Here is a 17,575-nt window from a genome sequence, read left to right on the forward strand (position 1 = left end):
GCCCCCTTCTATGATTTCTTCAGCAGTAACGATTAGCCTTGTCGAACAGGCACGTGGTGGACCTTTCGTACTTTGGGACGACTTGGCAGCCGGTGTTCGACTGGCGAAAGAGCTTGGTTACGACGCTGTGGAAATCTTCGCTCCTGGTCCAGAGGCGGTTGATCGTGGTCAGTTTAAGTCTCTGTTGGAAGAAACCGGATTGAAGTGTGCTGCGGTCGGAACCGGGGCAGGCATGGTGATCAGTCAGCTGAGCCTCACTGATACGGAAGCTGCAAAACGTCAAGCGGCAATTGATTTTGTGAAATCAATGATCGATTTCGGCGGCGAGTTCTCAGCTCCGGCGATTATCGGTTCGATGCAAGGACGTTGGACAACTGATCTTCCCAAAGACAAAGCGTTAAAACTACTCGGAGAGGCGTTGTCCGAACTTGGTGAGTACGCGAAGCAGTACAACGTTCCGCTCATCTACGAGCCATTGAATCGCTACGAGACGAATCTCTGTAACACGATGGCAGACGGTGTTCAGTTGATCGAATCACAATCGATAACGAATGTCGTGCTGCTCGCAGATTTGTTCCACATGAACATCGAAGAGACCTGCATAGCGCAAGGCCTGAAGGATGGGGGACGCCACATCGGCCATGTTCACTTCGTCGACTCGAACCGTCGACCAGCTGGCAACGGACACATGAACTACGAGCCGATCGTCTCGGCTCTGGAAGAGATCAACTACCAAGCTTACGCTTCCGCAGAAGCCTTTCCTTGGCCCGACCCGACGGCAGCAGCCAGGCAAACCATCGAAATGTTTCAGAAACTGTTTCGATAGAGAATTTTCGTTCTTTCTTTGCCCACCGAATGTGCCCATGTAGAGACCCGGCTCTACAGTAAACTGCTGTGCGTCACGAGGCAGAACGCGAAATCGCTCTATGCGGGCACGAGCAGCAGCAAATTGCTTTAAAAGAACTCGTCTTCATTCACTTGTTGAGTGGATGGTGCGCGCTGGTGTTTATTTTCGTTGAGGACCATCCGCAGGAAGCTTTGGTATCGCAGCGGAGCGATGAGTCCCGCTTCGACTGCAGACTTTACATCGCAGTTGTTTTCGTGGGTGTGAGAACAGTTTGGGAATCGACAGCGAGTTACGAACGGGCGGAACTCAATAAACAGGCCTTCAATTTCTTCTGTTTGAACATCCCAGAGTTGAAGCTGACGGATGCCCGGCGTGTCAACAACCCATCCCCCTCCATCGAGCGAGATCAGTTCTGTGACTCGAGTCGTGTGGCGACCTTTGTGTGAATCGCCGCTCACTGAACTGGTGAGCTGACCAAGTTTCGGCTGGACTGCATTGAGCAACGAAGATTTCCCGACTCCGCTCTGGCCGGTGAAGACCGTTTCTTTTTCGAGCAGCAGGCGTTTCAGCTCATCGATTCCTTCTCCCGTCAGTGCGTTCGTCATCAACACCTGATAACCCAGACGAGAGTAAATGCCGGCAATTTTTTGCAGGCGAACACGATCTCCAAGATCCATCTTGTTGAGGCAAATGATCCCGCGAATGTTTCCTTTTTCTGTGCTGCACAGGAAGCGGTCGATCAATCCCGGTTTGAGGACAGGCTCATTGACTGAGGCGACAATGACTGCCTGGTCGACATTCGCCACAATCACATGTGCTTCGCCACGACTGATCCGAGTGAGCGTTCCGAAACGAGGCTCGACCCGTTCGATAACTCCGTCTGTTTCACTCAGTGGGGTGAGCAGGACATGGTCGCCTGCAACAACTGCGTTTCGACCATCACGCGCCATGGTCCGGAGTACCTGGCGGGCAGAGCACATGAATTTTCGACCGTCTTGCAGTTGAACGGAAATGCTGTTTGCACCAATTGAGCGCAGGACTCGTCCTTTCAGACAAGTGCTTTCATCAACAGTTCGTCCGTCGTCATCGGCAATGACCGTCCGGTATCGAGAAAGCTGACCTTTGCCGGAAAGCCGTTCGCCGGTTTCCAGGTCTTCGACATGTTCCTGGTTTTCGTGAGATTGCTTGGTGAGATCCTGAAAGCGAGTCCGGGATTGACGATTCTTTTTAAATTGAACGCGGACTTTTCGAGCCGATTTTTTCTTCTTTTTCTTTTTCGCCACAGGCTCAGTCTTTGTTTTCGGTTTTGTGCATATGTTTAGGGACGCTCTCGGTTTTCGCCAGGTTCGCAGCTTGCACGGGACAATGGTCCCGTGCTACGAACAGTTTTCGAATAGGTGTTCGTCTTCTGCTTTGTGGCGAAAGCAATTTTACTAGTGAGACGCGTTCTGCACAGGCACACGTCTCAAGCAAACAGCTCCAGAGAAGAGAGTGTAAAGCATTCTTGGGGGATAAAGTATTCTGGGGATTTCTCCAAGTGCCTGGTCGTCGCCAGAACTGATGGAAATCCTCATTCCCGATTTAAGATTGCCAGGGCCTCTTAGAGTATCTTTCGAATTGGTTTGCAGGTCCTGCCTCGTGGCGAACAGCATTTTTCCTAGTGAAATGCGTTCTTCACGAGCACACGGTAGCGCAAACTGCTCTAGTCTTCTCCCATGAGCCAGTCCATCGCTTCGTCTTCTTCAGCACTGAAGGATTGTTTTTTAACAGGTTTGGCGGAGGCGGGAGGAGGCGTTGCACGTCGTCGTTCTGCTTCCTGTTTCTGCAGCCCCGCTTTCTCTAACAGTCCCATTTCGAAAGGGTCCTCTTCTTCAGGAGGAGCGGTTCCGACTGGCTCGTAGGAGATTTCGAAGTGGTGTTTGGCAATCGAAATTTCATCTCCGGGGTGCAGCCACTTCTGATCATGACGTTCTCCGTTGACTTTAATACCGTTGCGGCTGCCCATGTCACGAATTTGCCAATAGCCATCGACATACGTCAGTTCACAATGTTGTGAAGAGACATTTGGGTATGCGAGGACAATCTCACAGCTGCTCCGACGCCCGATCATCAGTCTCGGTTCAAGTAGCGGAATGCTGTCCCCGCCGCCAACGGGAATCAGTTCGCCCAACATAGTTGTATCCTTAAATTTGAATCAGTCGATTGTGTGAATTGAAGACCCGTGTTCACGAGTTCAAGCGAAAGCTGAACACATGACTCTCTTTGAAGTGCTGAAGACTTGGTGAAACCTCATTCATCAATCTACATGCGTTGTTTTTTGAAGTCAAACATATTCGGTGAGCGCACTTTTCTGAATTGTATTCGCGTTCCGTCTCAAGGAGTCCAGAACTTTCCCAAATGAAAACCATTCATCACGGACACAAATCGTGAAATAATGCATGCTCACAGTTGGCCTGCAGCGATATCGCTGCATCTTTGGAGGTTCTCTCGCCACTGGAACTCACCGGCGGATAAATTCGACACTGAAGACTTCAATGAAACATACTTTAGAGCAGTTTGCTCTACCGTTTGCCCGTGAAGAGCGCATTTCTCTAGCAAAAATGCTGTTCGCCACGAGGCAGAACCGGCAAACCAATTCGAAAGATGCTCTAGAACTGATGCTGCACCTTGAATTTGCTCTCAAACATTGAGAAAAGTGAGAGCCACAGGCACCGCAAGCGTTGAACATGATCCAGAATAGGACCGGATAAAAATCAGAGCGCATTCGGACAGACAGTAGAGTCACACCGCAGAAGATGCATGAATTGTGATTACAGCAAACCTGACCCGTCGTCCTCGGCCAAGTTTTTGTAAATGTCTGACAACGTTTTGTTCAGTGCGTTGAGCCGTGTTTGAGAGATCCCTTTGACTGCACGGTCTCGGGTAATCATGCCTGCGTTCACAACTTCCGTCCAGATCGGCTTGACCTGGTCAGTCAGTTGCAACAGCTTCACTCGTCGATCTGTCGGGCTTTGTTGGCGGATGATCCAGCCATCTCGTTCCATCCGATCGACAAGCCGGACTACGCTCGATGGTTCCACTTGAACTCGCTCTGCCAGCTTGGTTTGCGACATCTCGCCAAAGACGGTTAAAGCTCCGATCACCTGGGCTTGCCTGTACGTCACTCCGAGCGGCTCAAGGGCGATGTTGCCGATGCGTTCCAACTCTTTGCCAACGAGTAGTATCCAATAGTCCAGAAGATAATCTAGGTTGTCTGAATTCACTGGCCGCCCAACTGAATTGGTTTACGAACTCGATGTTCGACAGAGTCTTTACGATTTTTCCCACTCTGCCGATCATCGATGATTTGAAAAATTGAGAACCAGTCTGAAAGCCTTTGGAATCGCTGCTTTTCTCATCGTTTGAGAGAACAATTTCAAGCTTCAGGATCGGTTCCAGGAGTTTTCTGCACTCCTAACCTTCATTTCCGCAAGTATCTTGATGGTCGTGTCGGAGAAACGCAAATGTAAATCGATATGATCTCAGAAAGAATTTAGAGTGATCAAAGTGAGAAAATTCTTTTGTATTTTAGACGCATGGACCTATTGGCGGCTGTTGATGTGAGGGTTGTTGAGGCCGCGAAGTAAGTGGTCCTGATTGGTGGACGCGGTCTGTTTCGTCGAATGACCTTTTACACCGTGGCGAATAAGAATCATTCAGTCTCTTCGCATTGACAAATTCTTGTGCGTTGATTGTTGCTGAGAGAAGGACGGCGGAGAGTGAAAAAGAGCTCCGGCGATTTGCCTCCATTCGGTGGGCAGACTACTATTCAAATAGTAGCCATCGTTTTGATTGCAACGTGCTTTCGCATTCGCGCCAAAGAAGTCAACAGCTCGTTTGGTGGCGGTTCTACGAATTCGAAGGTCTTCCCGCTACAGAGTTCTCAGGAGGTCTACTTTGACTACGTCTACTGTTGACCTGCAGAACGCTCAATCCCATGAGATAGATGTCTTTTTGTCTGCATTACGGGAAAGCTCTGCGGGATTTTCTCGTGTTTCTATTGCAGAAAAAAAATCTGCGATCAAGGAAATTCGTAATGCGCTCCTCAGCAATGCTCCGGAGTGGATTGAACTTTGCAGTCGCGCAAAGTCGCTGAAAAACTCCTCGCAGCGAAGTGAAGAGGTGCTTTCTGGCCCCATGAGCACTGCGCGATATTTGACTCTGTTGCTGCAATCGTTAACAGCGATCGAAGATCATGGGAAGCCGCGACTCCCCGGGAAAGTCTCCAAGCTCAGGGATGGACGCTTGAAGGTTCCAGTGTTTCCCGCAAATGGGATTTTTGATTCGATTGCCTACCTGGGTCTCACTGCAGAGGTCTGGATGCAGCCGGGCGTCGACGAGGAGTCTCTTCATGGAAACCTTCTGGAACCTCTTCTTGGTGGTTCGGAACAGCCAGCCCCGATCTCTCTTGTTTTGGGGGCGGGGAATGTTGCGTCGATTCCACTTACCGACTCTCTCTCCAAGTTGTTTCAAGAGGGGCATCTCGTCTTATTGAAATTGAATCCTGTCAACGACTATTTATTTGATGTGTACTCGAAGATTCTGGCTCCGGTGATAGAACGAGGCTGGTTGCGAATCTTTTGTGGAGATGCAGAGGCGGGTAAATACGCTGTTGAGCACGACGACGTTCAGCATGTTCATATTACAGGATCGCATCATACGCACGATCAAATCGTGTGGGGCGCCACACCTGAAGAGAGACATAAGCGGCAGGAAGAAAGTGATCCGGCGCTGAAGAAAGACATTACGAGCGAACTCGGGAATGTCACTCCGTGGATGATTGTTCCGGGCAAATACTCTCGGAAAGAACTGCAGTTTCAGGCGGGAAACCTTGCTGCTTCCCTCACAAACAACGCTGCTTTCAACTGTATTACAACCCGAGTGATAGTCACGTCGAAGAATTGGGCACAGCGTGAAGAGTTTCTGGGAATTCTTAAGGAGACGCTTGCGAAAATACCGAGTCGAGTCCCTTATTATCCGGGAACTTTGGATCGGTTGGAGCGATTCACAGGTGAACCTGCGATCGTAGATGATGAGGGAACTCTCCCCTGGAGAATTCTGGAGAATGTTCATCCAGAGGAGATGCCACAATTCTTCATTGATGAAACGTTTGCACCTGTTTGTGTTGAAGTTCAACTCGATGCCGAAACTCCGGAACAGTTTCTGGATCAGGCTGTCGTGTTCTGTAACGAAGAACTGTTCGGGACACTGGCTGCCTCCATCACCGTGACAGATCAGTTTCAGAAACAGAACCCAGCTCAAGTTGAAGACGCCATCTCGCGGCTCAACTATGGGAGTGTCTGTATCAATCAATGGGCGGGTTTAGTTTATGCCTTGATGACTCCACCTTGGGGAGCATCTTCTGAAAACGACCTGTACGATGTCCAAAGCGGAATCGGCAGCGTCCACAATCTGTATTTCCTCGATCAGTTTGAAAAGACTGTCTTCCGCGGACCTCTGTGTAATTTTCCCAAGCCAGTCTGGTTTTCTTCGCATAACCATTCCGAACAAATCGCCTGGAAACTCGTCGATTTGTACTGTCAGCCTTCTGTTTTCAAGCTTCCCGGTTTACTGGGGCCAGCATTGTTGGGATAACCTGTTGTTGCGGGGGCGGTTCGAACTGAATACGGGGACCGGCTGACATGAGCGAATCGTGAATTCTCTTGATTCGTAAAACGAATCAGGCTGGCGGTTCTTCGGGAGAGACGCTTGTTCGCGCATCTGGAAAGAAGTACGCCTCTTTTCTCGTGGAAATGAATGATTCTTCTTTGTTATCGATCAGGGTGAGCGGGATGCGTTCAAGCCAAGTCAGTCTTTGGAATCAATCGCTGACCACCTGTATCGTCATTGTGAGCCTTGCAGGAGTGTGGCTCCTCGCTTCGGAGTCGGGAACGTTCGCACAACAGGAAGATGCCAAGCCAGAAGATGCCAAGATAGTACAGCCTCTTGCCCCTTCGACTTACACGATTTCACCCAGCGAAACCGCACGAACATCCGGGTTGGATTTAAGTCTCTCTCAGAATGATCCTGCCAGATTTGGAGTCTGGAAATCACCCACAGCGACCGGACGCGGTTCAGGCGGGCGGAAGTACGATATCGTTCCTGGCAAGCCGGATCAGTCGATTTTAGTTTACCGAATGGAGTCCGATGAACCGGGAGTTCGAATGCCGAATCTGGGCCGGAATATCTCTCATCCGGAATCGATCGAATTGATTCGCGAGTGGATTCAATCGATGTCATTGGAGACCCCCAAGCCGGGAGAGTAACGACTCGTACGAAAAACGACCGAGTGGGAATTCGCTGCCTGTGCGAAAGTGTCAGGACAATCGTCAGAAACAGTGAGTCAATCATACAGGTCTCCCCCGAGCTTGCGAATTCGATATACTCGAACCCCTTTGTGTTTCTCGTGCCTGAGTCGATCACTTTCATGGCTCCACGAATACTCTCAATTCACGAATTCTCAAGCGGCAAATTGTTGCGACCATGATTGAACGATATCGAAAGCAAATTCTCTTTGATGGAGTTGGTGAAGCAGGTCAACGAGCGCTGCTCAATAGTCGCGTCGCCTTGATCGGTTGTGGTGCTCTCGGGTCTGTGATTGCACAAACGATTGTCCGGGCTGGATTCGGTTTCGTGCGGATCGTTGATCGAGATTTTGTTGATCTTTCGAATCTGCAACGTCAGGTTCTTTTTGACGAAGACGATGTTCGACAGCGTTTACCAAAAGTGGTCGCTGCGACCAGAAAACTGGAAGCAATCAACAGCGAAATTGTCATCGAACCGCATGTCGCAGATGTCACGTTTGAGAACATTCTAGGATTCGTCAGCGATGTCGATTTGATTCTCGATGGGACGGACAACTTCGAAATCCGTTTTCTTATCAACGATGCATCAGTCGAAACAGGGACGCCCTGGGTCCATGCGGGATGTGTTGGAAGCCATGGGCAAGTGATGACAATCATTCCGGGCGAGACTCCCTGCTTGCGTTGTCTCATGCCGGAAATTCCTGACCCCGGCAGTGCTGAAACATGCGACACCGCAGGAGTGCTGGCCTCTGCGATTCAGGTCGTTTCGTCATTACAGGTCGTCGACGCGATCAAATATCTGACCGGGCAAAAAGATTTGATTTCACGGTCGCTGACGATCGTCGATGTCTGGGATGGGACGATGAGGAAGCTGGATGTTTCCAAACTGAACGAAGCAAAGTCCTGCCCGTGTTGTTCAGGGAAAGATCGGGTTTGGTTGAACGGAGAGTGTGGTTCACAGTCGACAGTGCTTTGCGGGCGGAACTCGGTGCAACTTTCACCTCCGGCGAAAATGTCGCTCACATTTCCTGAGCTGGAGAAGAGGCTTTCGCAGTCGGGTGAAGTCAAAAACAATTCATTTCTACTGATCTTCAAGCCGAATGAATCCGACCACGAGTTTACAATCTTCCAGAACGGACGCGCAATTATCAGCGGGACGGAAGATCTTGCAGAGGCCCGCCAGTTATACGCTCGCTACCTGGGTAACTGAGCACTCGTTGTTCGCTTAAATCAGACTTAATTTCCTGGCCCGTTGCTATTGCAGACTGTGCCCTGCTATTGGGCATACCCGTTGATGTCAATGATTTCTTCATCGACGACTTTCGCGTTTTGATGATCTTGCTTGACCCGTTCAGAGGTCGCCTCAATTCGCTTCATTCCGAAGATCGTGAGTGCGACAAAGACAATCACCAGCATTCCGACCATCATGTAGCCGACAGTTGAGTCGATGGTTGTTCCGTTGTTTTGTAGTGCCATTGTTCGTCCTTCTCATCCTTCATTCTCGATTGTGAATGCGACTCCTTCTGCTTCACCGATCAGTGATGGAGGAATTGTTTTCAGTTCCTGAAGCGAATACTTCAGGGGCCCATTGTCAGAGCAGATTCAAAAAATTGCCATGGCGCTCTGTCTCGTGGTGTGTAGTCAATGAAGTCATGTAGGGGAACTTCACGGATTGCAGGCGGATGACGGCAAGCATTGAAAACGCACCGGAGAGGCCGATCTTTATCATCAAGATGCGTGCGGACCCGTTGCAAGAAAAGTTTTTTTAATTTGAAAATCAGAGTTCGCTTGCAAGTCAACAAGCCGTTAGAATCGGGAGAATCTGAAGTCAGCCAGGGAATTCTTCGGTCTGATTTTGGAGATCCGGTGTTCTACGACTGGTTCATCCAAGTCCAACATGTGGCTGCTGTTGAGCCAATCATGCTGGTTTTGCCTTGCAGTGGTGAGGCGTCCGGAGACAAGCTGGCGTATTCACGAGCCATCGTTAGAGATTTGGTCTGAATTCATGTTTGAGGACTCATCGATGAAAAAAATGAAACGGCAGCAATCGAATCTCGGGACTGTCGTCTGTTTCAGTGCCTTCGCCTTGTTGGCAGCGACCTGGAATTTCAGTTTTTCAGACGAACCAGTACAGGTCAATGTGGCGCGTGAGTCTCTTGAGCGTCTGAACAGTCTGATTGGGGAATGGCGAGGGACAGGACAGGTCCGCCGAGGCTCGACGCGTGGCGCGTGGAGGCAAACCGGTGAGTTTGTCTGGGACTTCTCCAAGAAAACACCAGCTGTCAAATACGTTGTCAACGATGGTCAATTGACAGAAAGCGGACTCATTACCTGGGATGAAACCGATAAGTATCGGCTGGAGCTGATTGATTCGAAACAGCAATCAAAAGTGTACACCGGTGACTGGGACGACAATAGACTTTTGTTGACATCTCCAGCCGATGATGAGGGAGTCCGGTACCGGATCACAATCACTCCGCTGAATGAGAAACGGTCGCTGGTGTTGCATGAGAAGACATCTGCTGGTGGGGCGTCTTTCTTTCGCATCGCAGAAGTCGGATACACACGTGCCGGGACAAGGTTAGCCATTCCTGGTGGCGGAAAACGCGAATGTGTTGTGACCGGTGGAACCGCTCAAACTGCGGTGACTTTCGAGGGTGAGACCTACTACGTCTGTTGCAGCGGATGCAAGCAGGCATTTGATGATGATCCCGCTGGCACGATCGCTGACTTCAAAGCTCGGTTGAAAGAGCGGGCGAAAAAATTTAACGAATAGGTTCGCAAACAACGCGAAATCCGACCACGGGATTTGATTTCCAGGGGGGAAGCATCGGGTAGTCGATGTGGCATGGTTCGCCAACGAAACGCCAATCGCTTCCACGGACAACTTTGAGGTATCCGGTCGGTGGACCTTGAGGATTCATTTTAGGAGATCGACTGTAATAGTCGCGGGCGTACCAGTCGGCCGTCCATTCCCAGACATTTCCACGCATGTCGTGGAGGCCGAATCGGTTTTCTGGAAATGATCCGACTGGTGAAATCGGTAACGCAGGGAAAATTCCGGCGGACTCTCCAGAAACATCACCCTGCTGACGGTTTGGAGTCCATCGATACGGAATGCTGTTGCCTTCTCGAGAGCAGTATTCCCATTCTGCTTCTGTGGGCAATCGATATCTTCGTTTGTGACCGAGCGCCTGTTCTGTTTCTGTCAACTTTTGGCAGAATGCGACAGCTTCATTCCATGTGATATTTGTCACCGGCAATTGTGAAGAATTTCCTGTTGTTACGCTGGTCGCTTCATGCCGTCTGTATAAGAGTTCTCTGTCTGTTGGAAGCATCACTTTTGAAAACTGTTCGATGGTGACTTCGCATTGTCCCATCCAGAAGCTGTTCGGTATTTTCACGGGATGAGCGGGAGCTTCTTGGGGAGCGGGACCATTTCCGAAGTCAGGGAGACCCATCTGGAACTCACCTGAGGGGATCACAACGAACCGCATTCCGACTGAATTCGTGAACGGGCTCAGAACCTGCGGCGACTTGCCGGTCTTTGGGGCGGGAGATTGGCTGTTCTTCGGTTTATGTGGTGGGTGAGCTTCAAAGACTTCGGGCGGTGTTTCACGTGAGTGTATGACATGCCACAGCCCCGGATCGATTTCATTGCTCAGGAAACGGACGCTTCCATCGATGAAGGAGACATAGACTCCCCCCGGATGCCGGCTGCGGGAAGTTGCCTGCTGATTCCGGTCGACGTAATCGACGCACGGCATCCCCAGTGCGGTGAGTCTCTCCGTTCCCAAAGTCTCATGAAGTGATTGGCAGCCGAGAATGTCATCTGCTCTCACCCAGTTGTGGTTCGGTGCGTAGTTGTCGCTTCCGACTCCATGCCCCCAGGTGATGCTTCCGCCGATCTGTCCCAGCGACCAAACTCCACGTGGATCGAGTGGATCGATTCCAGCTCGAAGTTCTTCCAGAGCAATGAGAGTCCCCGTTCCGTTCTTGAAATCGTCGAAGCTGAATGCGGTGTTAATTCCGGCGATTCCGTTTCCTTCCATTCGATAGGATCGTGTTTCAGGATCGATGGTACAGATCGCTCCATCTCCAATCGGTTTAGCGGTTGATGGAGCTTCGGTTTGATAGTTGTGAGAACCTCCGTTGATTCCATAGTTCCCTCTTGCAAACAACAGCGGTGGCTGAGTCGAATGACCTGTTCGGAGTGCGTAGTGATTGTCCGCGCGATGGAAGTCGTCGACCGGACAAGTCATTAGGGGAACAGAAGATGTACGGGCAACCTGATTGGCGGAGCTGCCGATTGGCTTCTCGTTGTGAAATGCCTGAGCGAGTTCTTCGTATCCCGCGTGGGGAAGGAGCAGTTGAACCCAGTTCTGCATCGAGATGGCGTCGACCTGTTTGGACTCATGGAGGAGCAACGAGGTTGTCGCATCTGTCGACCAAAAAGCTGCCGGCGGAAGTGAGCGATGAACGTCATGGTAAGTGTGGAGAGCTGTTGTCAGTTGCTTTAAATTCGCCTGGCATTGTGTTTGACGAGCCGATTCTCTGAGGCGGGAGAGCACGGGAATTCCGATGGAAGCAAGTCCCGAGAGAATGATCAGCAGCACCAGAACCTCTGTGAGTGTGATCCCCCTACGGAGGGAGCAGATTCGTTTGCGTGGGTTAGCCTTCATCATTTCCTCGCTGGAAAGCTGACTTCGGTCGAACCATTAGGAAGATGATGGTGATGAGAATCAAAACGTTGAATCCAATGAGCCCGACAATACGCCAGTCGGTATTATTGATCTGTTCGGGGACGATGTTCTCGGAAACTGTTGGAGGAATTTGGGGAGGGCTCGGAGTGTGCAGGCTGGACTGCGGCAGTTTTGTTCCGTGAATGGCAGCAAGGAGATTCGCCTGATGTTGAATGAACTCTGAAAAGGAAAGAGTTCTGTTGCCGTCGTTGTCAGCATGTCTCCAGGCATCCTCGATTCGCATGATTTTTGAATCATAGCGAGCCAGCGCCAGCTGGCCTTCAGGTCGTTCTCCGGCAGCTTCTTCAATAGTGAGCTGTTGATCCTGATTCTGATCGAGAATTTCAAATACGATTTCAGCTGGAATTTTGCGAGTGTCCAGCGAAAGTGGGTACTCCTGCCTGTTGAGAAAATGATTGTCATCGAGATCGAAATTCGAGAACATCCAGTTGGCTTCACCCTGAGCGACATTGGGGAATGCCGACGTAAATTCCTTTCGGGAGAGGCGCCCATCGAAGTCGAGGTCTTTCGCTTCAACCCAAGTCGCTGCCAGATTCGCAAAAGGGGTCGAGCGAAATTCTAAAAACGAGAGATGCTGGTCGTTGTCTTTGTCGAATGCCTTGAGGGTCCGTTTCACGAGCGGTTGCTCCCATGGTTTCGAGGCGGCTTTGAGCTCCGATTCACTGATTTTTAAATCCTGATTCTGGTCATACTTTTGAAACAGCGAGAGAAGGTCGGACCAGAAGAGTGTGCCGTTTTCGAGTTCTAAGAGCTCGATCATTCCATTCCCATTGCGATCCAGACTCGCGAAGAGTTTGTGGTTCGCCGCTTTGCTTTTTCCGGATCCTTTTTTTAACTCGGCTTCCGAAAGTTGTTGGTCAGAGTTCGTGTCGAATTGCTGGAACGAACGATATGCGAACAGCGTCCCGTTAGGTTTTCTCAGTTGTAATCCACTGGGATGCCAGACTCCGAAGTGATCTTCGAGACCAATGCGAAGCTCGGTGAGACTCAGTTTCTGATCGCTGTTTCGGTCCCATAAAACGATCTTGTCGACCGGCATATTGGGGATTCGCTTCGCGAGTTCTTTTCGGGCATGCTCGTAGGTGACAGGGTCAGCTTCCGACGGGAGAACATTCAGGAGGATCGATTGAATCAAATATGTGACAGGATCCTCAATGGGGCCACGGATGGCTGAGTTCGACCTCCCCTCGTAGCACATAAATTCATTGAAGTCGTGGACCCCATCCGCATTGGCATCGACAAGATTGAACACATACCGAAGTGCTTCGCGATGCCTGGGCTGCGAGTTTTGTGAGATCTCTTCAAAGCTGAGGTGAGCGTCTTTGTCGATGTCGAGTTTCTGGAATTTCACAATGTATGTTGATCGCAGTTGACGCTCTAATTGATAAGCCTGAAACAGTTGGGGAGTAGAGTCGAATTCTTCTCTGGAGAGCGTGCCGCTTCCATTTCGATCCGCTCGTTCAAACAGATGTTGGTGGCTGACGAATATCGGTCCGGAGGATTCTTTTGAATTTTCAGCGGGGAAGAATTCGGCGAAGGAAATTTCGTCATTCGCATCCACATCGAGGAAGTCGAAGAAGTCCTCAAAGTGAACATTCTCGGGTTCGACCTTGAATCGAAATTCACTTAAGTTGAGACGTTGATCATTGTTTGTATCAAGAAGACTGAAGTAGATCGCGGAGATGCCCAGGAATTGCCAGTCTCGACCGGGATGGAATTCATCGAGAGTCAGAACTCCATCCTGATTGAGGTCGGTCATTGGTTGTGACCAATCCAGATACGGGATTGCGAGAGGGGATCTCAAGAATTCCGTGAGCGATAATTTCTGATTTTGGTTGCTGTCAAACGCTCGCAGTACCCAGGGGATATAACCTTGCTGCCATGCTGGGAGTGTGGCGATTTCAGCTTGGTCGAGTGCTCCATCTTCTGTTGCGTCCAGCTTGCGAAAGACCGCCAGTGGATCGCGAGAATGAAAGGGAACTGCAATGAGTTCTTCACATGAGTAGATGCCATCGCCGTTGACGTCACTTGCCAGTGAACGCTCTTTTAATTCTGGTCGGTATGCTCCGATGAGCTTTTCAAACTCCTGTTTGTCGAGTGTTCCATCAGCGTTTGTGTCTCCGGCGACAAAGTGGTGTCTCCAGTCGAAACGCGTCCCATTTTCGAAACGTAATGGGATTCCATCGTGATCATGGATTCCGAAAGCGACTGAGAATCCATGCCGAATTTCTTCTTCCGTCAGCCTGCCCGACTCATCCTTATCGAACTCTTTATAGAGCGAGCCCCACCAGTTCTTTGCGAACGTCGTTTCCCACAAATCAAGCTGGACGCCAGAGTTTTGGTCGAGATTCTTCTGTGTTAACTTCAAGACATGCTGAACAGTCTTCTCAAAATGCTCTTGAATCGGGTCGGGGATCGATGAGCGTTTTTTGAGATTTCCAATGTTGTGAAAAAGTTCGTATTCGTCCGGCGAGAGCGTCCCGTTTTCATCGAGGTCGGAAGTGAAGTAGTCTCCTCGCTGTCGGCCTTCAGCTTTCAAGCCGATCGCTTCCACGAGGCTGAGTTTTCCGTCAGAGTTTTTGTCGAGTTTCGAAAAGATGGCTTGTAGTTCTGTTGTTTGCGAATGGCAAACCATTGGACATAAGAGAATGATCAGCAACGAGAAGATCTTCTGAGGAAGGCATCGATTGAATTTTCTGAGTGCGCAAGGGGACATTATCAGGACCAAATGTTTGTGGCTTGTATGAAGCAGCGTCTCAAGGAAATGAGCGGGCGGGGGGGGGCTCTTCGATGAGTCGATATTCTCGAATGACGTAGTCGATTCGATACCCATAGCGTTCTGGGAATCGTGCTTCAGAAGAGAGCTGGTAGTCACTCGGGAGTTTGACACGAACCGACTTTCCAAACAATCCAACAACATCAACCGCCCAGATTTTGGTCGGTTTATCAGACTGGAGAATTGAATCGGTTCGGGAAAAATCTTTCTGTTGAATCGAAGGTCCGGACAACAAGTCGTCGCGGTGCTCTCTGCGATACTCGACTATGAAGTTCTTCTCTGCGTCGACACTTGGGGAGAGTAGAGTGAAGACAAACGGTGAACTCGCGATACATGGGTCGGCACTGTCGATTTGTTCGTTGATGTATCTGGCTGCGCTCATTCCACCGGGAAATTTCGCTGCGTCGAGGCGAGACTTCGTGAGTTCTAAACACCAATAACCGTCCCATGCAACAACTGAAACCAGTACAGCGATTTGAAATTGACGCTTGTTGATGCGGCGGGTCAATATGGCAATTGCGATGAGTACAAAGGTTTGAGCGAAAATAAGGTACCGCACACCGAGAATGTTGCGAATCAACACGCTATATAAAATGACTGTCAGCAAAGGGCTGACGATGCAGAGACCGATCAGAGAATCATTGCTTTCACGCGAACAGAGGAAGAAGATCCCAATCGCAAACCACGAGAAGAAGAGAACTGGAATCAGGATTTCTATGAGTCCCGAATGCTTGCCTCCAGCAAGTGCTTGAAATACCGTTTCAAGGAGTGAATTCGTCGTCAGTGGAGGGAACCAGAGTTGGTCGACCGCTCGAGTATGTTGAAACAGGAAGGTCTGCCACCACGGAGCCCAGCTGATTCCGATGACTGCAGCGCTCAGAATAGAGCCTCTCCACGCACGTCGCTGAATGGAAACGCCAATGGCAAACAGAAGCATGGCTCCAACGCTCCATAATCCGTAATAGTGTGTCATCGACAACGCAGTGACACAAACTCCAAAAGCGATCCAGGTTGAGAGTCTGGCAGGGCTTTTGTGACTGGAGTCCTTCCGGTTTGCCCGGACGAGAAAAACCGCAGACAGCACTGCGAAGAATGTGCCCATCGTATAAGGACGTGCTTCCTGACTGAGTTCAATATGCAACGGGTTCATCGCCACGAACAGGGCTGCCAGTAGCGGGGCGACTCTGTCACGCCTCTGGTAGGGTTGATTGACTTTCGGCGCACTCAATTCTCGCACAAACCACCAACTTGCAGCAGTAGTGCTCACGCCGAAGAGAACGCTCAGCAATCGGACTGTTGAGGTCGCATTTCCAAAGCAAATTGTCCAACCTTTGAGTGCGAAGTAATACAAAGGAGGATGGGCATCACGAGAAATCGCATCAAGCATTTCATCGAGCGGGAATTGACTGATCCGCAAGGAGCAGGCTTCGTCGTACCACAAGCTGACAGCCCCCAGAAGATGGCAGCGTAGTAACGTTGCGATTCCTAAAATGATCAGCAGCGCGGGAAGTTCACGTGTGCGGAAGTGATAGACCTGATTGGGATCGTGATGAGTGAGGGACTTCAAAAAAAGTCTCCGTCTATAATCACCTGTTGCAGCGATGTTTTATCGAGCAGGAGACCTTGAGCGCTTGCCAGTGCAGCGTAAACCGCTCCATCTATCGACTCTGACAAGAACGCCACGTGCCCATCGGCGTAAGCCATGTTCACGCCTCCCTCGTGGAGGCTGTTCGGAACTGGTGAGCTTCCTTCGGGAGATGTCAGTCCACCGTTTATTCGATTCAGCCCTTCATTGCACCGCTGGTAATTCACTGAGGCCGCTGTGCAATCGCCATTCTCGCATGGGCTACCGATATAGAAGGCGCTCCGTCTGGGATGAGGGTCGGCAAAAGAATGGTTCGGCTGATCGGGATTGAATCCAGTTCGTATGTTTTCGCAGACAAGAAATGTTTGCGAAGTGCCATCGATAATCTCTGCGATGGAATAGTGCCGCTTTGTCTCCCCTTGCTTCCAGTTTTCCAGAAAGAAGAGTCCCATGCGTTTGAAGAGTTGCAGGTCAAGTTGATCGGTTGTTGTACCGGTACAGGTGAGTCCATCGCCATTGAAGTCGATCTGCTTTCCTTCAAGATCGATCGGACAGTCAGCAACACCCTCCCTTGTGCGATGAGTAAATCCGACACCCCCATTCACAGCGTATGACTGATCACCGTGTGAGCCTCCACTCAACGAAGGGTCAAGTGGGCATTGATAGATTGGAATACTTGTTTGTGTGAGTGGCAAATTGTGTGGGCTGTTGAAAGCCTGATCCAGATCCCATTGGTCGTAAAGGTTACCCTGGTTAATCCAAGGCAAGATCGACACCGCCCAGCTGTGTCGAGGTTCGCTCGGCTGATTGTCTGGATCAAAGTAAGTTCCCGAGGCGGGCAGACGCTTGTGTAAATGGTCAAATTGAGTGAGACCAAAACTGATGTTTCGTAAATTGTTGACGCAACGTGTTCGCTGAGCCAAGAGACGCGCCTGGCTGATGGCTGGGACCAGCAATGCCATCAGTAGCCCAATGATCGCTAATGCGACAAGGAGTTCGACAATCGAGATTGCGACCCTGTTCGTGGGTTGGTTAGCAGGTCGGTCGTGAGGCCGGGCAATTCTGCAAGCTGTAACAGTCACGTGGTGAAAACGGCGTCTCATGATCAGGCACTGTTGAATGCGACGAGCACCCGGGGAACTCGAAGTTTGCATCCCTCACATTAAGGCGCAAAATTCGAGCCTGCCCTTTGGAGAGGAAGCAGAAGCCCCTGCTCGTCTCGAGGCAGTTTCGACCGGGTGATTTACTCATCGACTCAGG

General features: G+C 50.4%; 14 protein-coding genes. 6 read left to right on the forward strand and 8 right to left on the reverse strand.

Annotated features, from left to right (window positions below; translation table 11 throughout):
• The first annotated feature begins 10 nt into the window (after positions 1-10).
• Complete coding sequence (locus tag ACN0YR_RS12745) at positions 11-826, forward strand: TIM barrel protein (RefSeq protein WP_417849615.1); 816 nt, start codon at positions 11-13, stop codon at positions 824-826.
• 128 nt (positions 827-954) lie between these two features.
• Here the strand turns inward: ACN0YR_RS12745 and rsgA are convergent, their stop codons facing one another.
• The 3 genes from rsgA to ACN0YR_RS12760 all read right to left on the reverse strand — a co-directional run bounded on the left by rsgA (position 955) and on the right by ACN0YR_RS12760 (position 4,110).
• Positions 955-2,130: a ribosome small subunit-dependent GTPase A gene (gene rsgA / locus ACN0YR_RS12750; RefSeq protein WP_417849616.1), complete on the reverse strand. Its 1,176-nt coding sequence runs from the start codon at positions 2,128-2,130 to the stop codon at positions 955-957.
• Positions 2,131-2,549: 419 nt separating this feature from the next.
• Positions 2,550-3,020 carry an FHA domain-containing protein gene (locus ACN0YR_RS12755; protein WP_417849617.1) on the reverse strand — a complete coding sequence of 157 codons (471 nt, stop codon included), beginning with the start codon at positions 3,018-3,020 and terminating at the stop codon, positions 2,550-2,552.
• A 637-nt stretch (positions 3,021-3,657) separates the two neighbouring features.
• Positions 3,658-4,110, reverse strand: coding sequence for a MarR family winged helix-turn-helix transcriptional regulator (locus ACN0YR_RS12760; RefSeq protein WP_417849618.1), 453 nt, complete (start codon positions 4,108-4,110; stop codon positions 3,658-3,660).
• A 673-nt stretch (positions 4,111-4,783) separates the two neighbouring features.
• On the opposite strand from ACN0YR_RS12760, the gene ACN0YR_RS12765 reads away from it, so the two are divergent.
• From ACN0YR_RS12765 to ACN0YR_RS12775, 3 genes are all read left to right on the forward strand, one after another.
• Positions 4,784-6,481, forward strand: a complete 1,698-nt coding sequence (locus ACN0YR_RS12765) for a hypothetical protein (RefSeq protein WP_417849619.1) — start codon at positions 4,784-4,786, stop codon at positions 6,479-6,481.
• Between the two features lie 197 nt (positions 6,482-6,678).
• Complete coding sequence (locus tag ACN0YR_RS12770; protein WP_417849620.1) at positions 6,679-7,152, forward strand: hypothetical protein; 474 nt, start codon at positions 6,679-6,681, stop codon at positions 7,150-7,152.
• A gap of 217 nt (positions 7,153-7,369) precedes the next feature.
• The gene (locus ACN0YR_RS12775) at positions 7,370-8,401 is read left to right on the forward strand and encodes a ThiF family adenylyltransferase (protein WP_417849621.1); all 1,032 of its coding nucleotides are present in this window, start codon (positions 7,370-7,372) and stop codon (positions 8,399-8,401) included.
• A 65-nt stretch (positions 8,402-8,466) separates the two neighbouring features.
• Here ACN0YR_RS12775 and ACN0YR_RS12780 read toward each other — a convergent pair whose 3' ends face one another.
• Positions 8,467-8,667, reverse strand: a complete 201-nt coding sequence (locus ACN0YR_RS12780) for a hypothetical protein (RefSeq protein WP_417849622.1) — start codon at positions 8,665-8,667, stop codon at positions 8,467-8,469.
• A 294-nt stretch (positions 8,668-8,961) separates the two neighbouring features.
• Between ACN0YR_RS12780 and ACN0YR_RS12785 the strand changes: the two genes are divergently transcribed.
• On the forward strand, positions 8,962-9,192 hold the full coding sequence (locus tag ACN0YR_RS12785; RefSeq protein ID WP_417849623.1) for a hypothetical protein: 231 nt from the start codon (positions 8,962-8,964) through the stop codon (positions 9,190-9,192).
• A 22-nt stretch (positions 9,193-9,214) separates the two neighbouring features.
• Positions 9,215-9,967, forward strand: coding sequence for a hypothetical protein (locus ACN0YR_RS12790; RefSeq protein WP_417849624.1), 753 nt, complete (start codon positions 9,215-9,217; stop codon positions 9,965-9,967).
• Here the strand turns inward: ACN0YR_RS12790 and ACN0YR_RS12795 are convergent.
• From ACN0YR_RS12795 to ACN0YR_RS12810, 4 genes are all read right to left on the reverse strand, one after another.
• A complete protein-coding gene (locus tag ACN0YR_RS12795; protein ID WP_417849625.1) occupies positions 9,957-11,807 on the reverse strand; it encodes an SUMF1/EgtB/PvdO family nonheme iron enzyme in 1,851 nt (616 codons plus the stop codon). The genes ACN0YR_RS12790 and ACN0YR_RS12795 overlap by 11 nt on opposite strands.
• A 55-nt stretch (positions 11,808-11,862) precedes the next feature.
• Positions 11,863-14,613, reverse strand: a complete 2,751-nt coding sequence (locus ACN0YR_RS12800; RefSeq protein WP_417849626.1) for a hypothetical protein — start codon at positions 14,611-14,613, stop codon at positions 11,863-11,865.
• 97 nt (positions 14,614-14,710) lie between these two features.
• Positions 14,711-16,297 (reverse strand): glycosyltransferase family 39 protein, encoded by a 1,587-nt coding sequence (locus ACN0YR_RS12805; RefSeq protein ID WP_417849627.1) that lies wholly within the window; start codon positions 16,295-16,297, stop codon positions 14,711-14,713.
• On the reverse strand, positions 16,294-17,418 hold the full coding sequence (locus ACN0YR_RS12810; protein WP_417849628.1) for a DUF1559 domain-containing protein: 1,125 nt from the start codon (positions 17,416-17,418) through the stop codon (positions 16,294-16,296). Before ACN0YR_RS12810 ends, ACN0YR_RS12805 begins: the two co-directional genes overlap by 4 nt.
• Positions 17,419-17,575 lie beyond the last annotated feature (157 nt).

This window comes from Thalassoglobus sp. (genome assembly GCF_048270125.1).
Lineage (GTDB): Bacteria > Planctomycetota > Planctomycetia > Planctomycetales > Planctomycetaceae > Thalassoglobus.